Origin of the sequence: Spirillospora sp. NPDC048911, from assembly GCF_043198015.1 — a bacterium.
Taxonomy (GTDB): Bacteria; Actinomycetota; Actinomycetes; order Streptosporangiales; family Streptosporangiaceae; genus Spirillospora.
The window spans coordinates 1-17469 of sequence record NZ_JBICUD010000012.1; the positions used below are offsets into that span (position 1 = coordinate 1).

Consider the following 17469-nt stretch of genomic DNA (forward strand, 5'->3'; position numbering starts at 1 on the left):
GTTGGAGTTGCCGTCGATCTATTTCGCGCACAGCCGGATGGTGTTCGAGCGTGACGGGATGCTGCTGGCCGACATCTCCTACGCCAACCGCGGCGGCGACGAGCCGGCGTTCGAGGCCACCGTCCGCTACCGCACCGTCGGCGACGCCTCCTGCACCGGCGCGGTGAAGTCGAGCGCCGCCACCCTGGACGAGGTGATCGAGGAGATCGCGGCGACCCGGATCACCGAGCGCGGCCAGACCCGCGCCGACGATCGGGCCAGCGAGGCCGCGATGGAGGACCGCAAGAAGGAGGGTTACTTCTAATGACCGCCTCCAAGCAGATGGACATCCTGCGGTTCGCCACGGCGGGCAGTGTCGATGACGGTAAGTCGACGTTGATCGGCCGGTTGTTGTACGACTCCAAGTCGATCTTTGAGGATCAGTTGGAGGCCGTGGAGCGCACCAGTGCTGATCGGGGTGAGGAGTACACCAATCTGGCGTTGTTGACCGATGGGTTGCGGGCCGAGCGGGAGCAGGGCATCACCATCGATGTCGCCTACCGCTATTTCGCCACCCCGCGGCGTAAGTTCATCATCGCCGACACCCCGGGCCATATTCAGTACACCCGCAACATGGTGACCGGTGCGTCCACCGCCGACCTGGCGATCATCCTGGTGGATGCGCGTAAGGGCATTGTGGAGCAGTCGCGGCGGCACGCGTTTCTGACCACGTTGTTGAAGGTGCCGCATCTGGTGGTGGCGGTGAACAAGATGGACCTGGTCGACTACGACCAGACGGTGTATGAGCAGATCATCGATGAGTTCACCGCGTTCGCCTCCAAGCTGGAGGTGGCCGATCTGACGTTCATTCCGATTTCGGCGTTGCATGGCGACAACGTGGTGGAGCGGTCGGCGAACATGTCCTGGTATGAGGGGTCGTCGCTGCTGCATCATCTGGAGCATCTGCACATCGCCTCGGACCGTAATCTGATCGATGTGCGGTTCCCGGTGCAGTCGGTGATCCGCCCGCACGCCTCCACCGACCCTGATCTGCACGACTACCGCGGCTATGCGGGGCAGGTGGCCGGCGGGGTGCTCAAGCCGGGTGATGAGGTGGTGCATCTGCCGTCGGGGTTGACCACCACCATCACCCACATCGACGGCCCGGGCGGCCCGGTCGGCGAGGCGTACGCACCGATGTCGGTCACGCTGCGGCTGGCCGATGACATCGATATTTCGCGTGGGGACATGATCGCGCGGCCGAACAATCGGCCGGAGGTGGCGCAGGACATCGAGGCGATGGTGTGCTGGATGACGCCGGATCGGGCGTTGGCGCCGCGGATGAAGCTGGTGATCAAGCACACCACCCGGACCGCCCGCGCGATGGTCAAGGATCTTAATTACCGGCTGGATGTCAACACCCTGCACCGTGACGAGCAGGCCACCTCGCTGGAGTTGAACGAGATCGGCCGGATCAGCCTGCGCGTCACCCAGCCGCTGTTCGTCGACGACTACGGCCGCAACCGCCTGACCGGTGGGTTCATTTTGATCGACGAGGCCACCAACAACACCGTCGGCGCCGGAATGATCATCGGCGCCAAGTAGGCCGGACACGGGGACCTTGGCCATCGACCGCCATCATCGGGACGGGCGCCCTTCCACCGGGCGCCCGTCCCGATCGAGGCCGTCCGTCCTCGTCACGGGCGGAGCCGGGTTCATCGGCTCCCACTACGTGCGTTCACTGGTCTCCGGCTCGTACCCCGCCTGGGCCGGAGCGCGGGTCACCGTCCTCGACAAGCTGACCTACGCGGGCAACCTGGCCAACCTGAAGCCGGTCGAGGGCGGTTTCACGTTCGTCCACGGCGACATCTGCGACGAAAGCCTTCTCGCACGGGTGGTCCCCGGCCATGACGTCGTGCTCAACTTCGCCGCGGAGTCGCACGTCGACCGGTCCATCGACGACGCGGGCGAGTTCGTGCGCACGAACGTCCAGGGTGTCCAGGCCCTCATGCGGGCGTGCCTGAACGCGGGCACCCGCCGCGTCATCCAGGTCTCCACCGACGAGGTGTACGGCTCGATCGACACCGGCGCGTGGGCCGAGGACGCGCCGCTCGCGCCCAACTCCCCGTACGCGGCGGCCAAGGCGGGCGGCGACATGATCGCCCGCGCGTACGCGCGGACCCACGGCCTGCCGGTCAGCCTGACGCGCTGCGGCAACAACTACGGGCCCTACCAGTACCCCGAGAAGATCATTCCGCTGTTCGTCACGCGCCTGCTGGACGGCCATGACGTCCCGCTCTACGGCGACGGCGACCACGTCCGCGACTGGATCCATGTGGACGACCACTGCCGCGGCGTCCAGCTGGTCGCCGAGCACGGAGCGCCCGGCGAGGTCTACCACGTCGAGGGCACCGGCGAGCTGACCAACCGCGAGCTCACCCGCCGCCTCCTGGACGCCGTCGGCGCCGGCTGGGAGCGGGTCCGGCACGTCCCCGACCGCAAGGGCCACGACCGCCGCTACGCCCTCTCCGGCGCCAAGCTCCGCGCCCTGGGCCACACGCCACGCGTCGATCTCACCCAGGGCCTCGCCGAGACCGTCCGCTGGTACGAGCGACACCGCACCTGGTGGGAGCCCCTCAAGGAGACCCCTTCCAAGGACGCCGCCTGACGATCGATGACAAGTCATGCATGGGGCGCCTCGCGACCGCCGTCCCGCCCGTAGACTCGTGCGGACCGCCGGACGCCTCCGGCGGCCCCCCGAAAACCAAGGTCAGCGGGTCGCCGGGCCCGCCATGCGAGGTCGCCATGGTCCCCTCCGTCGGAGTCGTCCTGCCGACGCACAACCGGCCCGAGCTGCTGCGCCGGGCGCTGGAGTCGGTGCTGGCGCAGGAGTACGCGGGGGAGCTGCGGGCGATCGTGGTGTACGACCGCGCCGAGCCCGATCTCTCCCTGGTCTCCGACCGGGTCGAGGTGATCAAGAACGATCGTGCCCCCGGGCTCGCCGGGGCCCGCAACAGCGGCATCCTGGCCCTCGGCACCGACCTCGTGGCCTTCTGCGACGATGACGACCAGTGGCTGCCGGGCAAGCTCGCCGCCCAGGTCGAGGCCCTCCAGGCCGAGCCCGGGGCGGTGCTCTGCAGCTCCGGCATCATGATCGACTTCGATGGCCGGGAGCTGCCCCGGCTCGCGGGCACCGGCCGGGTGACCTACGACGCGCTCATCCAGGACCGCATGATGAGCGTGCACTCCTCGACCTACGTCGCGCGCCGCGCGGCGCTCGTCGAGATCGGCATGGTCGACGAGTCCATCCCCGGCGCCCAGGGCGAGGACTGGGACCTCGCGCTCCGCGCCGCCCGCCGCCATCCGATCGTGAACGTGGACGAGCCCTGCGTACGCGTCCTGTGGGGTCTGACCTCGTACTACGCCCAGGCCTGGGAGACCAAGGTCGCGGCCCTGGAGTGGTTCCTCGACCGCTATCCCGAGATCGGCCGCTCGCCCGCCGCCGCCGGCCGCGTCTACGGCCAGATCGCCTTCGGCTGCGCCACGGTCGGCCGCCGCGCCGACGCCGTCCGCTGGTCGGCCCGCGCCCTGCGCGCCAACTGGAAGGAACGCCGGGTGCCCTTCGCGCTCGCGGTGGCCTCCGGCGCCGTCTCCGGCAAACGGGTCCTGCTGGCCCTCCACACCCGGGGCCGCGGCATCTGAGTTCCGGCACCCGCCCGCATTCTCCCCGCTACGATGCCTTTTCGGCCGAACGTCACAAAGGAGCCGCACCCGTGGACACCTTCCCGCGCCGCCTGACGGTGCCAGGCATCCTCGCGCTCGCCCTGCTCGTCCTGACCGGCTGGGCGGCCGCTCCCGCGCGGGCGGCCGAGCCCGACTGGAACATGGTGGCCGAGTCGATCGGTGAAGCCGGGTACTACGTCGATTCGAGCGCCCGCTACTTCAAGACCGACACCCAGCTCGACGCGCTGCGCGGGGCGCAGGATCGCTCCACGCCGGTCTTCATCGCGGTGCTGCCCGCGGGCGTGAAGCCGGCGGTCGCGATCGGCAAGCTCCAGGCGGCGATGCGGCGCAAGGGCACCTACGTCGTCCTGGCCGGCACCTCCCTCCAGGCGTCCTCGACCGCCCTGCCCAAGGCGACCGTGCTCACCGCCTACCGCCAGGCCGTCGGCGGCAACAAGGGCAAGCCGGACCGGGCGCTGGTGGCGTTCATCCGGCAGCTCGACGAGCGGAAGGTGGGCGCCCAGAGCAACGGCCGTTCCACGACCGGCAACCAGCCGACCGGCAAGAAGGGCGCTCCCGTGCCGCAGCAGGGCGCGCCGCTGCCCGACCCGGCCGCCTCGCCCGCCAAGGCCGCGAAGAAGTCCGACGGGGGCACCCCGGTGCTGCTCTTCGTCGTGATCGGTGTGGTGATCGTGGCGGCCGCCGGAGGCGCCGGCTTCGTGCTGATGCGCCGCCGCAAGACCTCCGGAGCTCCCAAGCCCGGCGGCGCTCCGGCCGTTCCGGCCAACGCCGCTCCCGGCGGCCCCGGCACGCCTGGCGCTCCCGGTGCTCCCGGCATGCCTGGTGCGCCCGGCGCTTCCGATGGCCCAGGGACACCGAGCCCCGCGGCCGACAAGCCGGTGGCCGGACCGGGCGCCGCCGCGCCTGGGCCCCAGGCTCCGGGCGGTGGACGGCACGCGGGCCCCGGCGGACCCACGGCCTGAAGGTGAAGGTCTAGGGGTCTTCCGCGTCCAGCGTCTACGGCCGGATCAGTGGAACCGGTACGCGGCCGAGTCGGCTAGCTGACGCCAGGCCGACAGGCTGCTCGCCGAGCTCCGGTAGTCCAGGTCGCACTTGATGTGCGAGGCCTCGGGGACGTGCCGGCCGTCCCAGTAGATCAGCGCGGTGTACGCGGCGTACGGCGGCCGCTGGAGGAGCTCGCCGGCCTCGCGCAACCAGGCCGCCTTGCGCCCCGGTGATCGCGGATCCTCGGCGGACGCCCATTCCAGCACCATGAGCTCCTTGCCGGGGTGTGCGGCCCCGAAGAGGCGATGGGGCTCGATCAGCTGCGCCAGGCTGAGCCAGGGAGTGGTGGGGCTCAGGCATTGGTACCAGTTGTACGCGTCGACCCCGATCCCGTCGACGTAGGCGTCGCCCGGGTAGAACTCCCGCGCCTCGCGCCCGCCGTTCCGGCTGAAGGCGAGGCTGGTCGCCGTCCACACGTAGCGGACGTTGCTCACTCCGGCCTTCCGGTAGACCCGCACCAGCCTCCGCCAGGCCGCCACGAAGTCGGCGGGCGTGCCCATCGGCCGGGAGGGCCGCGCCTCGGGCTCGTGGTTGAAGATCAGGTAGACGGGCGCGCCGAAGTCCTTCAGCTGCTTCGCCTGGGAGAGCAGATCGTTGTGGAGCGGCGTGCCGCGCTCGGCGTCGGCGATGTCGCGCCACCGGATGACGGTGTCGTCCAGCCGCTTCGACTTGATCGACAGGTAGAGGGCCCGGTCGCCGTGCCGCGCCCACCGCGTACTGGAGTCGAAGACCGGCTCGTCCCAGCGGCGGAAGACCCGGACGCCGGCCAGCCGATGCCCGGTCTCGTCCTCGCGCTGCTGGATCTCGGACTGGTTCTGCGCGGCGACGCCGAGGGCCACCCGGGGACGCGGCCGGTCGTCGGAACCGCCGCCGCAGGCCGCTACCAGGGTCGCCGACAGCAGAACGAGGGAGATCGCGCCGGTCCGCGGCGCTCGCGGCCTCACCATCTCATCAGCAGGGCCAGGTGCCGGCGGCCCGCCCCCACGTCCAGCACGCGGCCGGCGGGGCGCCCGCCGGCCAGCACGACCGTTCCCGGCTTGGTCCGCGGGGCCTTGGCGCCCGAGCCGAGCTGGCCCTTGCTGCCCGATCCCCAGGTCAGGACCGAGCCGTCGGTGAGGGTCGCGACACCGTAGGCCTCGCCCGCGACGATCCGGACCACGCCGCGCAGCCGCGGGCTCTGCACCCCCACGACCTGGACCGGCCGCGGGGAGGAGTTGGTCGTGCCGTCGCCGAGCTGCCCGGCCGTGTTGTTGCCCCACGCGACCACGCCGCCGTCACCGCGCAGCGCGAAGTTGTGCTGCTCACCGGCGGTGATCGTGACGATGTCGCGGAGCACCGGAAGGCCGTGCGGCCCGGACACGCGCACCGGCTCCAGCCGGTTGGTCAGGGTGCCGTCGCCGAGCTGCCCGTAGTCGTTGCGGCCCCAGCTCACCGCCGTGCCGTCGCGCAGCCGGGCCAGCCCGTGCTGCCCGCCGGTGGCGATCTGGGTCACGCCGGCGAGCCGCTGCTCTCCCTCGGGACCGCGCACCGCGCGCGGGAGGGCACGGTCGACGGAGCTGCCGTCACCGACCATCCCGAAGTCGTTCGAGCCCCAGCCGACCACGGTGCCGTCCTTGAGCAGGGCCAGTGCCGTGTTGCCGTCGGCGGCGATCGCGCTCACCCGGGTGAGCGGCCCGCGACCGTCGGGGCGCAGCACCACCGTCGGGTCGGGCGGCTCGCCGGTGCGCCCCGTCCGCCCGATGCCGCGCTGGCCGACCGTGCCCGCGCCCCAGGTCACGACGCTTCCGTTGCGGAGCAGCGCCATCGAGAAGTCGGTGTCGGCGGCGATCGCGACGGCGCCGGTGAGCGGCAGCCCGGAACCGCCCGGTGCCCGGACGGCCACCGGCTCGCTCCGGCCGATGCGCGTGCCGTCCCCGAGTTGCCCCTTGTCGTTGGCGCCCCAGGCCGCCACCCGGCCGCCGGAGACCAGCGCGAGGGAGTGCCGGCCGCCGGCGGCCACCGCGACGGCGCGCAACCGGCCACGGCCGCCCGCTCCCGCCGCCGGTGCAAGGGCCGCGTCCATCGGCTTGCCCGGCGCGCGGCCGAGCTGGCCGTCACCGTTCAGGCCGGCGGTCCAGACCTCGCCGGCCTCGCGCGCGGCGGCACCCGGCGGAGGCGCCGGATGCGCCTGCGGGATCTTGTACTCCTGGCTGGTGGAGACCGTGCACGCGGTGGCCGTGACGGTCACCGCGATCACCGCGGCCGCCGTGCGCGCGCGGAGCGGTGCGGCCCGCCGGATCCTGATCTGGACGTCGCTCATCAGGGCCGGCGGGCGGTCAGCGACCGCGGACACAGGCGAACAGATGCCGCCCGTAGTTGTCGTCGTAGGGCGGCCGGGCGTCGTCGTCCGGGCCGAGGTCGACGATCTCGTCGAACGTCGTGTGCTCGCGCAGGAACGCGGCGATGCGGGCCGGGTCCCAGCCGTGCAGCGAGGTGCGGAACCACTCCTCGTGGCCCTGGCCGGTGTCGAAGAACAGCACCCGGCCGGTCGCCCGGTCGAGCAGCTTGATCAGCTCTTCGGCGGAGACCGAGCCGCGGCCCAGCACGAAGTGGTGGAGCAGGCTGAAGCAGGACACCACGTCCCACGTGCGGCCGGCGTCGCGCAGCAGCTCGACGCAGTCTCCCGTGGCGATGGCGTCGCCGGGCAACCCGTAGGCGGCCCGGCCCAGCGGGATCGCCAGCGGGTCGCGCTCCATGCCCGAGGCGGTGAAACCGGCCTCGGACATCTGCGAGACGAACCAGCCATAGCAACTGGCGACGTCGAGATAGCTCGCCGGAGCCGCGATCTGCCGTTCGGCCAGGAACGCCTGCATCTTCTCAAGGCGATCGGTGCACTGACGTACTCTGGCCCAGTTGTGGAGCTCTGGCGCGTCCAGGGGCTGGTAGAGCTCCCGGTTGCCGTCGATCCAGCTCATCTTGAGCAGATGGTCCTGGAGGGGGGTCGTCACGGGCAGCCACTTGGCGAGGACCGGGGCGGTCGTCCGGCCGCGCATCGCGGCGACGGCCAGCCGGTGGTGCCCGTCGAGCACCTGGTAGTAGTCCGAGCCGCGCACCGGGGCGACCAGCACGGGATCGCCGGGGCCGCTCTGGTCGGGGCGCCGGCCCCGCTGCCGCGTCGCCTTGCCCTGGTAGCGCTCGATGAACACGCGGGCCGCCGTGATCACTCCGGCCTCGTCGGTGGCCCCGAAGTAGGTGGAGCCCGCCGCGATACAGCGCAGACCCAGCCGGCAGTAGGCGGTGCCGAGGAGCTCCTCGTCGGTGAGCGGGTGATCCGCGCCGCGCTCGTCCACGAGCCTGAGCAGCGCCACGTGCGGCCCGTCGAGGAACGGGGTGGACGGCCAGAGCATGTCATCGGTGCGGTCGGCGAACTCGCGCGCCGTCCAGCCTCCCTGCGCGCCCATCAGCAGGCGGTCGAGCGGGACCATGGTGTGCCAGGGGCGCCGGAGCACCGCCGTGGACACCGCCGAGCGCGCCTTGGGCGGAATGGGCAGGGAACGCCCGGCGTCGACGAGCCGCCCGTACAGCGGGCCGCTGGGGGCGACCCCGGCCTTGCGCAGGAGAGTGCGCGAACGACGTCGCACCTGGTCAAGCTTTGCGGGCATGCACTCTCCTTGGAGGGTCGTCGTCGGGCACCGGCGGCCGGGCGCCACGCCGGCCGGGCAGCAGTGCGGTGAACGCGGTGAGCGCGAGCCGGTCCCGGCCGAACCAGAGTAGGGCACCGTATGCGGCCATGCCGGAGATGAGGCCTATCGCCAGTCCGGCCGCGTTCGCACCGAAGATCTCCCTGATGACCAGGGCCAAGATACCGAAGCACAGGAGCGCCACGGACGCCGCCAGCGGCAGCCCCGCTCCCTTCGGGCCGATGGCGAGGATCCGGCGGACCTGGACCATGCCGAGGAGGTTGCGGGTGATGATGGCGGCGGCCCAGGCGATCGCCGCGCCCGTCGCCCCGTACCGGTCGATGAGCAGCAGGTTCAGGGCGATGTTCACCGCCAGCGCGGTGGCGCTGTTGACCAGGCTGAGCCCGCTCCGGCCGGCCATGAGCAGCAGCACGTCGAGGGGGCCGGCGGCGGTGGCGAGCAGCATGGCCAGCGCGAGGATCACCGTGGGCGCCTGGCCGGCGCCGCTGTAGCCGGAGCCGAACAGTGACAGGTAGACCGAGGCGCCCACCGCGACCGTGAGGTGGACCGGCCAGGTGAGCAGCACCGTCCACGTCGTGGCGACCGCGAAGACCTTCTGGGCGCCCACGCGGTCGGACAGGGCCAGATGCCGGCTCACGGCGGGCTGCATGACGTTCTGGACGGCCTGGGTGCCCAGCTGGCCGATCACGATGAAGCGGGTCGCGGCGGTGTAGAGGGCGGCCTCGCGAGGCGAGGCGAGGGCCGCCAGGAGCACGATGTCGGCGCGCTGGAGCGCCTGCTGGCAGATGCCGGCGACCGCGCGGGGCGAGGTGAACCGCCAGAACTCCGCGGCCTGCGCCTTGATCGCCCCCCGGCCCCCCTCAGACGGCGTGGCTGCGGACTGCGGCGGCGCGGACTGCGATGGTGCGGACGGTGAGGCCGCGGACGGCGGCGGTGTGGACTGCGACGGCGCGGAGAGCGACGGCGAAGGCGGCGGCGCGGTCGTTGTTGCGGCGACGTCATCGAGTGTGGCGAAAGTGCGGGTGGCCAGCCGCCGGTACCAGAGCGCCGCGGCCACCATGCCCGGCAGATACGGCAGGGCCCAGGCGAGCGCGAGCGCCGCAGGGTGATCGGTCAGCAGGGCCGCGGCGGACGCCCCACCGACCTGCGCGAACTGCCGGAAGACCTTCTCGATGGCCACGGTGGGCCGCATCGCCCCATGCCCGCGGGTCGCCGCCAGCAGGGCGTCCTGGAGCGCCGCCAGCGGGAGGAAGGCGGCCAGCACCCGCAGCATGACGGTGACCTGTTCCGGCTCACCGGAGCCGAGCCGGCCGGCCAGCCAGGGCGCGAGCACGGCCAGCACCACGGCGCAGGTCACCGCGAGCGCCGCGACCGGCACCAGGGCGATCGGCACCGTGCGGCGCGCCGCCGCCGGGTCGCCGAGCGCGAGGTGGCGCGGCACCCAGCGCAGCAGGCCGGTGTCGGTGCCGAGGCCCGCCGCGGCGCCGAGGATCAGGAAGAGCGACGTGGCGGCGAAGAACGCGCCCGCGGTGGCGGGATCGTAGGCGTGCGCGACGACGAAGACGAGGGCGAGCCCCAGCACTCCGGCGGAGACCGCTCCGGCGAGGTTGAGGGCTCCGCCCCTGGCGAGGCGGCCGAGATTCGGCCCGTCAGGAGCCTGGTTCACTCTTGGCACCGTTGGATCCCGTGCTCCCCTTGGATTCGCGCCCGGTGTCGCGGCGCTCCTCGTCCTCGTCCGAACCCCAGGTCAGGCTCGGCCAGTAGTCCGCGACCTCGCGGACGCCCTCGCCCGTCGTCTCCGGCGAGCGGCCGTGCCGTCCGCCGGACGTGCTCTGCCCGGCCTTGCTCTTCCTGGCCGAGCTGGCCACCGGCTTGTCCGGCAGCTCGGTGCCGTCGTCGTCGGAGGCGGTCAGCCTGAGGTCGCTCACCATGGGCAGCGGCGCGGTGTGGTCGGGCATGGTCGACGTCGGGTCGGCCGCGTCGAGGTCGGCGGCCTTCTCGGCGGCGCGCCGCCGGCCCGCGCGGGACCCCTCGGCGCGCTGACCCGGCAGGTGACCCTCGGCGCGCCGCGATGACGAGGACAGCGCGGTGGACGCCAGCGTGCCGGACGCCGCCGATGACGCGGTGGACGAGGGGGAGGGCGACGGCGACGCGGCCGTGCCCGGCCTGCGCTCCGGCTCGTGGCCGTCCGACAGCCGCACGGACGGACCGCCGTCCATCCGCCGGGTGTGGCCCTCGGCACGCTTGGCCCGCTTGCTCGGCGGGGTGTCGACGACGACGCCGATCACGAGGGTCTTGGTCCGCTCGGCCTCGGCATAGGCCTGCTCCAGCTCGTCCCGCGTCGTCACGCCCAGCGTCACGACCAGGACCACCGCGTCGGCCAGGGCCAGCAGCGCCTGGGCGTCGGCGTCGCTGACGCTGTCGGAGTTGACCACGACGAAGCCCGCGCGCCGGCGCAGGACGTCGATCGCCTCGCGCATCCGCGGGCCGCTGAAGCGGTGCGCGGCCTCGACCGGGTCACCGCCGCGGGGCAGCAGCCGCAACTGGGAGTCGGCGTGCACGAGCAGCTCGGCGGGGTCGACGCCGCTGAGCAGCGCCTCGGAGAGGCCCCGGGAGCGCCGCAGGCCGAACAGCGGAGCCGGGTCGGGCTCGCTGCTCGCCGCGTCGACCATGATCGTGGCCGAGCCGGCCAGCGCCAGCGCGACGGCGAGGTTGGAGCTGACCACGGTCGCCGAGCGGCCGGGCGTCGCCGCGGTGACCAGCAGGGCGACCGGGGCGGACGGCGCGCCGGCGACGATCGAGGCGCGCAGCCGGCGGTAGGCGTCGCCCGCGCCGCCCTTGGGGGCGCTCGCCAGGGCCAGCGACCCCTCGCCCTGCTTCGGGCGCGGCACGGTGCTGAGCACCGGGACCCCCAGCTGCTCGATGTCCTGGACGCCGTGCAGGCGGCGGTCGGTGCGCATCCGGAGCAGGACGAGGGTGACCGCCAGCAGCAGGCCGATGATCAGCCCGCCGCCGGCGAAGGTCAGCGGGCGCATCGCGGCCGGCGTCGCCGGCGGGAGAGCCGGGCTGATCACCTGGCCAGGGTTGATCGGGGTGCTCCGGACGTCGTTGGACTGCTCCTCGATCACGCCGAGCTGGTTGGTGTAGGCCTGGACGCGCGTGTTCCAGTAGGCGCGCTGCGAGCCGGTGGACGACTGGAGCTTGGTGGTCGCGGTCTGGAGCACGCCCTCGACGCGGCGCGAGCTGTCTTGCAGCTTCTTCAGCTTGCCGTCGAGGATGGCCTGGGTGCGCTGGCGCCGGTAGGCGAGGTAGGAGTCGGCGAAGGCCTGGGCCCCGTCGCGCGCCTGCGCCGGGCCGTTGGCCGCGAAGCTGATGTTGAGCACCTGGGTGTTGGGCGGCACCTGGACGGTGACCTGGGCGCGCAGCTCGCCGGGCGACTCCTCGGTGCGGAGCTTGGCGCGCACCATCTTGGCGACCGCGTCGGTCTTGACGAGCTGCGCCTCGGTCTCGAGGTTGAGCAGGTCGTCACCACGCCCTTGCGGTGAGTACGGGTTGCCTTCCAGGGGCGACACGAGCGTGGACGCCGTCGCCGTGTAGAGCGTCGTGGTGAGCAGCCCGGCCGCCAAGCCCGCGCCGGTGGTGAGCAGCGCGATGAGAAGGATCAGCTTGCGCTGGCGGCGCAGGGCGGCGACGAGCTGTCCATGGGCTGTTCCAGTCTGGTCGGCCGCCACTTCGTCTCCCCAAGTGTTCGATGCCTCTGAACTCGTCGACCGGCACCAGGCCGCGTGTTTGCCTCGACATTACCTGCAGTCCACCGTGCCACGCCCTGGCCTTGCGTTTCCCGCGAGACCGGCGTGTCCGGCCGAGCCATTCAGCCGGACGCCGGCGCAAGGTCGTTCCGTCTCCGCTTGCCGTGGTCGCGTCCCGTCCCGGCACCGACCAGCACGATGCCGTGCGGTTTGGCCGAGACCGCCTCGAGCGCGCGGACGCCCGCGGCGAGGTCCTGGTCCAGCGCGTGGGCACTGTCGGTGACGAGCACGTTGAGGTCGCACGCGAGCGCGACCGAGAGGGTCCGGGCACCGCTCAGCCCGGCGCCGACGACCACCACGACCGAGGACACCCGGCGGGCGGCGGCGATCGCCTTGGTGATCTTCCGGTCCTCGTCCGGGTTGCGGAGCACGATCACCGTGAAGCGGGGATCGGAGTCCAGCCCGTCGTCCGCGCGCTCGTGCCAGGTCTCGTCGGCCCCGTCGCCCTGGTCGATGCGCAGCAGGGTCACCGTCCGGCCGCTCTCGACGACGGCGGCGGCGAGGTCGCGCGCCGGATCGACGGCCACCCGGCCGGGGACCCCGGCCAGCAGGATCGTGGTGGCGTCCTCCTGGTGGACGAGGTTGCGCAGCCGGCGGCCGGCGTTCTGCCAGCCCACCGGGTCGTCCCGGATCTCCGCCAGCACCGGCAGGCCCAGCGACTCGCGGATCTCCGCCCGCGTGCGCAGCCGCCGGGGGCGCCGCGCCCGCGCCATGCCGAGGCCCACGCCCGCCAGCAGTCCCAGCCCGGCGCCCGTGGTCGGCGAGACCTCGCGGCCGGGATCGTCGGCGACCTGCGGCGTGGAGCCGCCGCGTACCACCTCGCCGGGCTGGATCGCGGTGCCCTCGAGCTGGGTGAGCTGCTTCTCGACCTCGCCGATCTCGCGCATGATCGCCTGCCGGCGGGTGCGCACCGTGAGCCGGGTGAGGTCGGACGGGTCGCCTGGCAGAGAGGCCAGCTGCCTGCGCAGGAGGTCGCGGCGGCGTTCCAGGCCCTCGCGGTTCCGCTGCTGGATGCCGCCGAGGATCTCGCCGCGCAGCGTGAGGTACGTCTCGGCGACGATGTCGGCGCCGTCGCGGGCGTGCACCGGGGTGTCGGCGGTCACCATGATGTGCAGGACGCGGGTGTTCTCCGGAACGCGCATGGCGACCCGCCGCGTGAGCTCCTCGCGTCCGGCCCGGAAGCCGGGGAAGGAGCTGAGCCGGCGGAGCACCTCGTCGGAGTGCACGAGCTGGGTCTCGGTGTCCATGGTGGACTCGCGCGGCCGGCGCTTGACCGGGGTCGCCAGCGGAGCGGGCAGCAGCGTGGTGCTCTGCAGGCCCGTGTGGAGGGGCACGGGCGGGGCGAGCACCACCACGGTCGCGGTGTAGGTGGGGTCGACCAGGAGCATCGTCCGCAGGAGTCCCAGGACGGATCCGGCGATCACGCAGACGGCGATGATCGGCCACTGCCGCCGGACGAACCTGGTGTAGCGGGCGAGCGGCACGGTGTCGGGCGGAGGGGGCGGCGACGACCGGACCAGGATCCGGCGCCCCGGGACCGCGGGTGATCGCAGCGGGTCGCTCATCTCATCGCCTCGTCCCATCGCCCCATCAGCGCCGCCAGGCGGGGACCTCACCGAGCAGCTCGGTGAGCCTGGTGTCGTACGGCTCGAAGTGGCCGGTCAGCCGGGCCCGGACGGACTCGGGCATCGGCGAGCTCGGCCTGGCGTTGTGGCGTTCGAACGTCGCGGGACGCCAGCGCGGCAACTCCAGGAAGTCGATGATGCGGTCATAGTGCGGCTCGGGCTCGGCGAAGAAGTCCTCGGCGAACAGCACGTGCACGCGCTCGCGCCCGAACAGGCCGAAGAGCACGTCCAGCTGGTCGGCGTACTGGCCGCGTTCGACGTAGGAGTGATGGCGGTGGCTGTGGCTCAGGTACCCGCCGTCGGCACGGATCTTCTCGACCTCGCCCGCCAGCCGGGCCGGCTCCAGCTCCAGGGCGCGCTCGAACGGCTCGGTCTCGAAGCCGCGGGCCAGCTCGTGCTTGTGGGCGGAGAAGGCCCGCTCGACCGGGTCGCGAAGGAGGGCGATCAGCTTGACCCCGGGAAGATCGGCGGCGATCCGCGCGGGTGCGAGCGGGTGATGCATGTAGTAGCCGGCCGACTCGAACGCCAGCGGCCGGCAGCCGACCTCGGCGGCGCGCCGGCGGGCGGCCGCCCGGGTCGGGAAGTGCCCGCGGTACCAGCGCCGCCCGCGCTGGTAGTTCACGTCGAAGTAGTGCACACCCTTGTGGAAGTTGGGCTGGGCGATGGCCGGATGCTCGGCGAGCGAGCGGAACAGCGAGGTCGTGCCGCCCCGCTGCGTGCCGACCATGAGGAAGTCGGGGAGCATGCGGAGCTCGGTGGTGAGGCGCCCGATGGACCGGGTGGTCGCCCGGCCGGAGTCCTTCACCCACTGCGGGGCGTCGCGTCGCGAGATCATGCGTGTCCTCCGGCGTGCAGCAGGCTGAGCAACTGGTCGGCGCGCGCGCGCAGCGGTGCCCCGATCGGCTCCTGGGCGGCGAGCTGGTAGCGGACGCAGAGCTCCAGGAAATAGAGCTCCGCGAGGGCGGTGGCCGCGGCACCGGAGAGGCCGAGCGGCGCGGCCAGCTCAGCCGCCAGTTCGGGGGAGGGCAGGTGCTCGTAGGGTGACCGGGCGGCGGTCCGGGAGGCCTCCTGCAAGCGGTAGTGCAGGAGATCGAAACCGCAGGGAACCCCGTCGGCGAACCGTTCCCAATCCCACAGCTGCACCTTGCCGCGGCGCCAGGACATGTTCCACGGGGTCCAGTCGCCGTGCCAGGCGCCGAACTCCAGCGCCACGGAACCGTGGCGTTCGCCGGCGCGTTCGATGACCTCGGCCAGCCGGGCGGCGGCGCCGGCGTCGTCGAGCCGGGCCGGCACCTGCTGGATCTCGGCCCAGTACGGGCTGTCGGCCAGCTTCACCTCGTGCCGTCCGGCGCCGGAGGCGGCCAGAGCGCGCATCGCCGCCAGCGGCGCGGAGCGGCGCGGGCGCCAGCCGAGGGCGGTGGTCGGCAAGGCCGAGAGGACCAGCAGGCCGAGGCCGCGCCAGTCGCCGTGATGCAGGACGCGCGGCACGTCGATCCCGGGCAGTTCCCGGCCCGCCAGGTTCGCCAGCGCCTTCGCCTCGGCGGCGATCAGCCCGAGGGCGGTGGGGGTGTCGCCGACCTTCACGAACGCCACCGCCGCGCCGTCCGGGGTCAGCACGTGCAGGATCGGCTTGCGGTTGGCCCGGAGAGGCCCCAGGCCCACGGAGACCACCACGGTGCGCCCGAGCAGCTCGCCGAGATGGTCTTCGATCGAGGCCCCCTCCCCGCCGTGGACGCGGAGCCGGTCGCGCATGGCCCGTTCGGGCAGGCCCGTACGCGCCGCCATCGCCGCCAGCGACCGGGAGACCCGTTGCTTGACCCCGAGATCGTGGCTGTAGCGGCGGAGCGCCGCCGCGGCGACGCCCGGCATGCCCGCCGGCAGCAGCAGCCGCGGGTGGTCGGCGTCGGGAAGGAAGACCAGCTCGCGGCGGTGGCCGTCCGCGGTGCCGCCGCTCCCCGCGCCTGTGCCGCCCCGGCCGGCCGGCGCACGGCGATCGTGCGGCTCGACCCGGGCCCCGGGCCACAGGGCCTCGACCGTCTCGACCCAGGCGGCGGCCTTCGTCGCGCCGCTCATGCCGGGCCGCCCCGGGCCGTGCGGCGGGCGCGCCACATGAGCGCCACCGCGATCATCACCGTGAACAGCGGGACCTCCACGAGGTCGTAGGTCAGCACGAACAGCCCGAACGAGAGGAGCACGGCACAGCCGGCCAGGCAGTAGGGCGCGCGCGAGCGCCAGTGGCGGAAGAAGAACAGGGCGAAGAAGAGCAGGAACGTGATCGTGCCGCCCAGCCCGGTGGCGAAGATCAGCAGCCAGATGTGCCCCTGCGTGCCCAGCGGGGGCGCGCCGCAGGCCCGGCAGCCGGGCCGGTCGCCGCCCGCCACCGAGGTGAGGTTGCCCTGGACGTCGCGGGTGGAGCCGAAGCCGACGATCGGCGAGCCGGTCATCGCGCTGCGCACCGTCTGGGAGGCCAGCAGCCCGCGGCGGTTGTTGCTGTGCGGGTTGTCGAGCCGGGTCTGGATCATCCCCGGCAGCGGTGAGGCGGCGATCAGCACCGCGCCGGCCAGCATCGCCGTGACGGTGCGCCGGACCGTCGAGAGGTCGCCGTTCGCCAGGATCTTGGCGATGCCGAACAGCGCCATCACGGCCAGCGCCAGCCACAGCCCCCGGTTGAGGGAGTAGACGACCGGCCACAGGGAGAGCAGCAGGATCACACCGCCGGCCGCCCGCCGCGTCCGGGAGCCTTGGACCAGCCAGGTCATGATGAAGAAGGGCAGGAAGAACGCGTAGGCCGAGCCCCAGGTGTTGGCGTACGGGAACGGCGCCATCGGCCGCGCCTGCTCGAAGCCCAGGATCGACTCGATGGAGGCGACCTTGGGATGGATCCAGTCGGCCATGAACTCGTTCTTCGCCAGGCCGCCCGGGAGGATCATCTCGACCGGGGAGGTCAGTTCGAGGGTGGGGAAGAACGAGCCGATCAGCCCGCCGACCGTGGTGAACACGAACATCAGGCCCAGCAGCCGGGCCACCCGGTCGGCCGGCAGGTCGCGTTCGCGCAGGTTGCCGATGAAGAGCAGGACGACCGTCGCCGCCACGTACCAGGCGACCCGCCAGAAGAAGACCAGCAACCGGCCCATGCCCCCGCCGACCGCCGCGCCCGGGGCCTGGGCCCAGAGCACGCCGACCCCGAGCAGGACCCAGACCAGGAAGAACAGCCAGAGCCCGAAGCCGCGGGGGACCACCAGCTGGGCCCGGTTGCGGTAGAGGTACAGCGCCATGGGCACGGTCATCAGCAGGAAGATGAACGTGCCGAGGCCGAGCAGCCACCACACCGGGAACCCGACGAAGATGACGGTGAGCGGCCAGCCGGGCCCCAGCCGGTGGCTGAGCGAGAACTTGCGGCGGGTGCGGTAGATCTTGCCGAAGTGCGGCGTGGCCCCCGGTCGCGGGCGCGACCACGTCGGGACGCCGCCCGGCGCGCCCGTCGCTCTCGTCCCGCTCACACTGCCCCCAGTCGTCCCGACTTCGCAGGCTAACCCGTCAGCCACGCCGGCGGTGCCAGGTGCGGCGATGTCCCGTCTCGACCCGCCC

General features: G+C 72.8%; 12 protein-coding genes and 2 pseudogenes. 5 read left to right on the forward strand and 9 right to left on the reverse strand.

Annotated features, from left to right (window positions below):
• The 5 genes and pseudogenes from ACGFNU_RS41285 to ACGFNU_RS41305 form a co-directional block, all read left to right on the forward strand.
• Nucleotides 1-304, forward strand: a pseudogene (locus tag ACGFNU_RS41285) (sulfate adenylyltransferase small subunit); the annotation flags it as partial.
• Between the two features lie 17 nt (nt 305-321).
• The gene (locus ACGFNU_RS41290; RefSeq protein ID WP_392602442.1) at nt 322-1584 is read left to right on the forward strand and encodes a sulfate adenylyltransferase subunit 1; all 1263 of its coding nucleotides are present in this window, start codon (nt 322-324) and stop codon (nt 1582-1584) included.
• Nucleotides 1585-1669: 85 nt separating this feature from the next.
• Nucleotides 1670-2647, forward strand: a pseudogene (gene rfbB, locus ACGFNU_RS41295) (dTDP-glucose 4,6-dehydratase); the annotation flags it as partial.
• A gap of 137 nt (nt 2648-2784) precedes the next feature.
• Entirely contained in the window at nt 2785-3681 is an 897-nt protein-coding gene (locus ACGFNU_RS41300; RefSeq protein WP_392602079.1) for a glycosyltransferase family 2 protein, read from the forward strand.
• A gap of 71 nt (nt 3682-3752) precedes the next feature.
• The gene (locus ACGFNU_RS41305; RefSeq protein WP_392602080.1) at nt 3753-4685 is read left to right on the forward strand and encodes a hypothetical protein; all 933 of its coding nucleotides are present in this window, start codon (nt 3753-3755) and stop codon (nt 4683-4685) included.
• A 45-nt stretch (nt 4686-4730) separates the two neighbouring features.
• Here the strand turns inward: ACGFNU_RS41305 and ACGFNU_RS41310 are convergent, their stop codons facing one another.
• The 9 genes from ACGFNU_RS41310 to ACGFNU_RS41350 form a co-directional block, all read right to left on the reverse strand.
• The gene (locus ACGFNU_RS41310; RefSeq protein ID WP_392602081.1) at nt 4731-5714 is read right to left on the reverse strand and encodes a glycosyl hydrolase; all 984 of its coding nucleotides are present in this window, start codon (nt 5712-5714) and stop codon (nt 4731-4733) included.
• Nucleotides 5708-7066: an RCC1-like domain-containing protein gene (locus ACGFNU_RS41315; protein ID WP_392602082.1), complete on the reverse strand. Its 1359-nt coding sequence runs from the start codon at nt 7064-7066 to the stop codon at nt 5708-5710. Before ACGFNU_RS41315 ends, ACGFNU_RS41310 begins: the two co-directional genes overlap by 7 nt.
• Before the next feature lie 16 nt (nt 7067-7082).
• Nucleotides 7083-8408, reverse strand: a complete 1326-nt coding sequence (locus tag ACGFNU_RS41320; protein WP_392602083.1) for a hypothetical protein — start codon at nt 8406-8408, stop codon at nt 7083-7085.
• Nucleotides 8392-10113 (reverse strand): polysaccharide biosynthesis C-terminal domain-containing protein, encoded by a 1722-nt coding sequence (locus ACGFNU_RS41325; RefSeq protein ID WP_392602084.1) that lies wholly within the window; start codon nt 10111-10113, stop codon nt 8392-8394. The genes ACGFNU_RS41320 and ACGFNU_RS41325 overlap by 17 nt, the downstream gene beginning before the upstream one ends.
• Nucleotides 10097-12178: a Wzz/FepE/Etk N-terminal domain-containing protein gene (locus ACGFNU_RS41330; protein ID WP_392602085.1), complete on the reverse strand. Its 2082-nt coding sequence runs from the start codon at nt 12176-12178 to the stop codon at nt 10097-10099. Before ACGFNU_RS41330 ends, ACGFNU_RS41325 begins: the two co-directional genes overlap by 17 nt.
• Nucleotides 12179-12318: 140 nt before the next feature.
• Nucleotides 12319-13821: a hypothetical protein gene (locus ACGFNU_RS41335; RefSeq protein ID WP_392602086.1), complete on the reverse strand. Its 1503-nt coding sequence runs from the start codon at nt 13819-13821 to the stop codon at nt 12319-12321.
• Between the two features lie 25 nt (nt 13822-13846).
• Nucleotides 13847-14716 (reverse strand): sulfotransferase, encoded by an 870-nt coding sequence (locus ACGFNU_RS41340; protein WP_392602087.1) that lies wholly within the window; start codon nt 14714-14716, stop codon nt 13847-13849.
• The gene (locus ACGFNU_RS41345) at nt 14713-15954 is read right to left on the reverse strand and encodes a hypothetical protein (RefSeq protein WP_392602088.1); all 1242 of its coding nucleotides are present in this window, start codon (nt 15952-15954) and stop codon (nt 14713-14715) included. Before ACGFNU_RS41345 ends, ACGFNU_RS41340 begins: the two co-directional genes overlap by 4 nt.
• Complete coding sequence (locus ACGFNU_RS41350; RefSeq protein ID WP_392602089.1) at nt 15951-17381, reverse strand: hypothetical protein; 1431 nt, start codon at nt 17379-17381, stop codon at nt 15951-15953. Before ACGFNU_RS41350 ends, ACGFNU_RS41345 begins: the two co-directional genes overlap by 4 nt.
• Nucleotides 17382-17469: the final 88 nt, after the last annotated feature.

Coding starts and splice junctions, on each gene's coding strand:
- ACGFNU_RS41335 (WP_392602086.1), bottom strand. CDS start 13,821: ATGAGCGACCCGCTGCGATCACCCGCGGTCCCGGGGCGCCGGATCCTG.
- ACGFNU_RS41340 (WP_392602087.1), bottom strand. CDS start 14,716: ATGATCTCGCGACGCGACGCCCCGCAGTGGGTGAAGGACTCCGGCCGG.
- ACGFNU_RS41310 (WP_392602081.1), bottom strand. CDS start 5,714: ATGGTGAGGCCGCGAGCGCCGCGGACCGGCGCGATCTCCCTCGTTCTG.
- ACGFNU_RS41320 (WP_392602083.1), bottom strand. CDS start 8,408: ATGCCCGCAAAGCTTGACCAGGTGCGACGTCGTTCGCGCACTCTCCTG.
- ACGFNU_RS41345 (WP_392602088.1), bottom strand. CDS start 15,954: ATGAGCGGCGCGACGAAGGCCGCCGCCTGGGTCGAGACGGTCGAGGCC.
- ACGFNU_RS41300 (WP_392602079.1), top strand. CDS start 2,785: ATGGTCCCCTCCGTCGGAGTCGTCCTGCCGACGCACAACCGGCCCGAG.
- ACGFNU_RS41290 (WP_392602442.1), top strand. CDS start 322: ATGGACATCCTGCGGTTCGCCACGGCGGGCAGTGTCGATGACGGTAAG.
- ACGFNU_RS41315 (WP_392602082.1), bottom strand. CDS start 7,066: ATGAGCGACGTCCAGATCAGGATCCGGCGGGCCGCACCGCTCCGCGCG.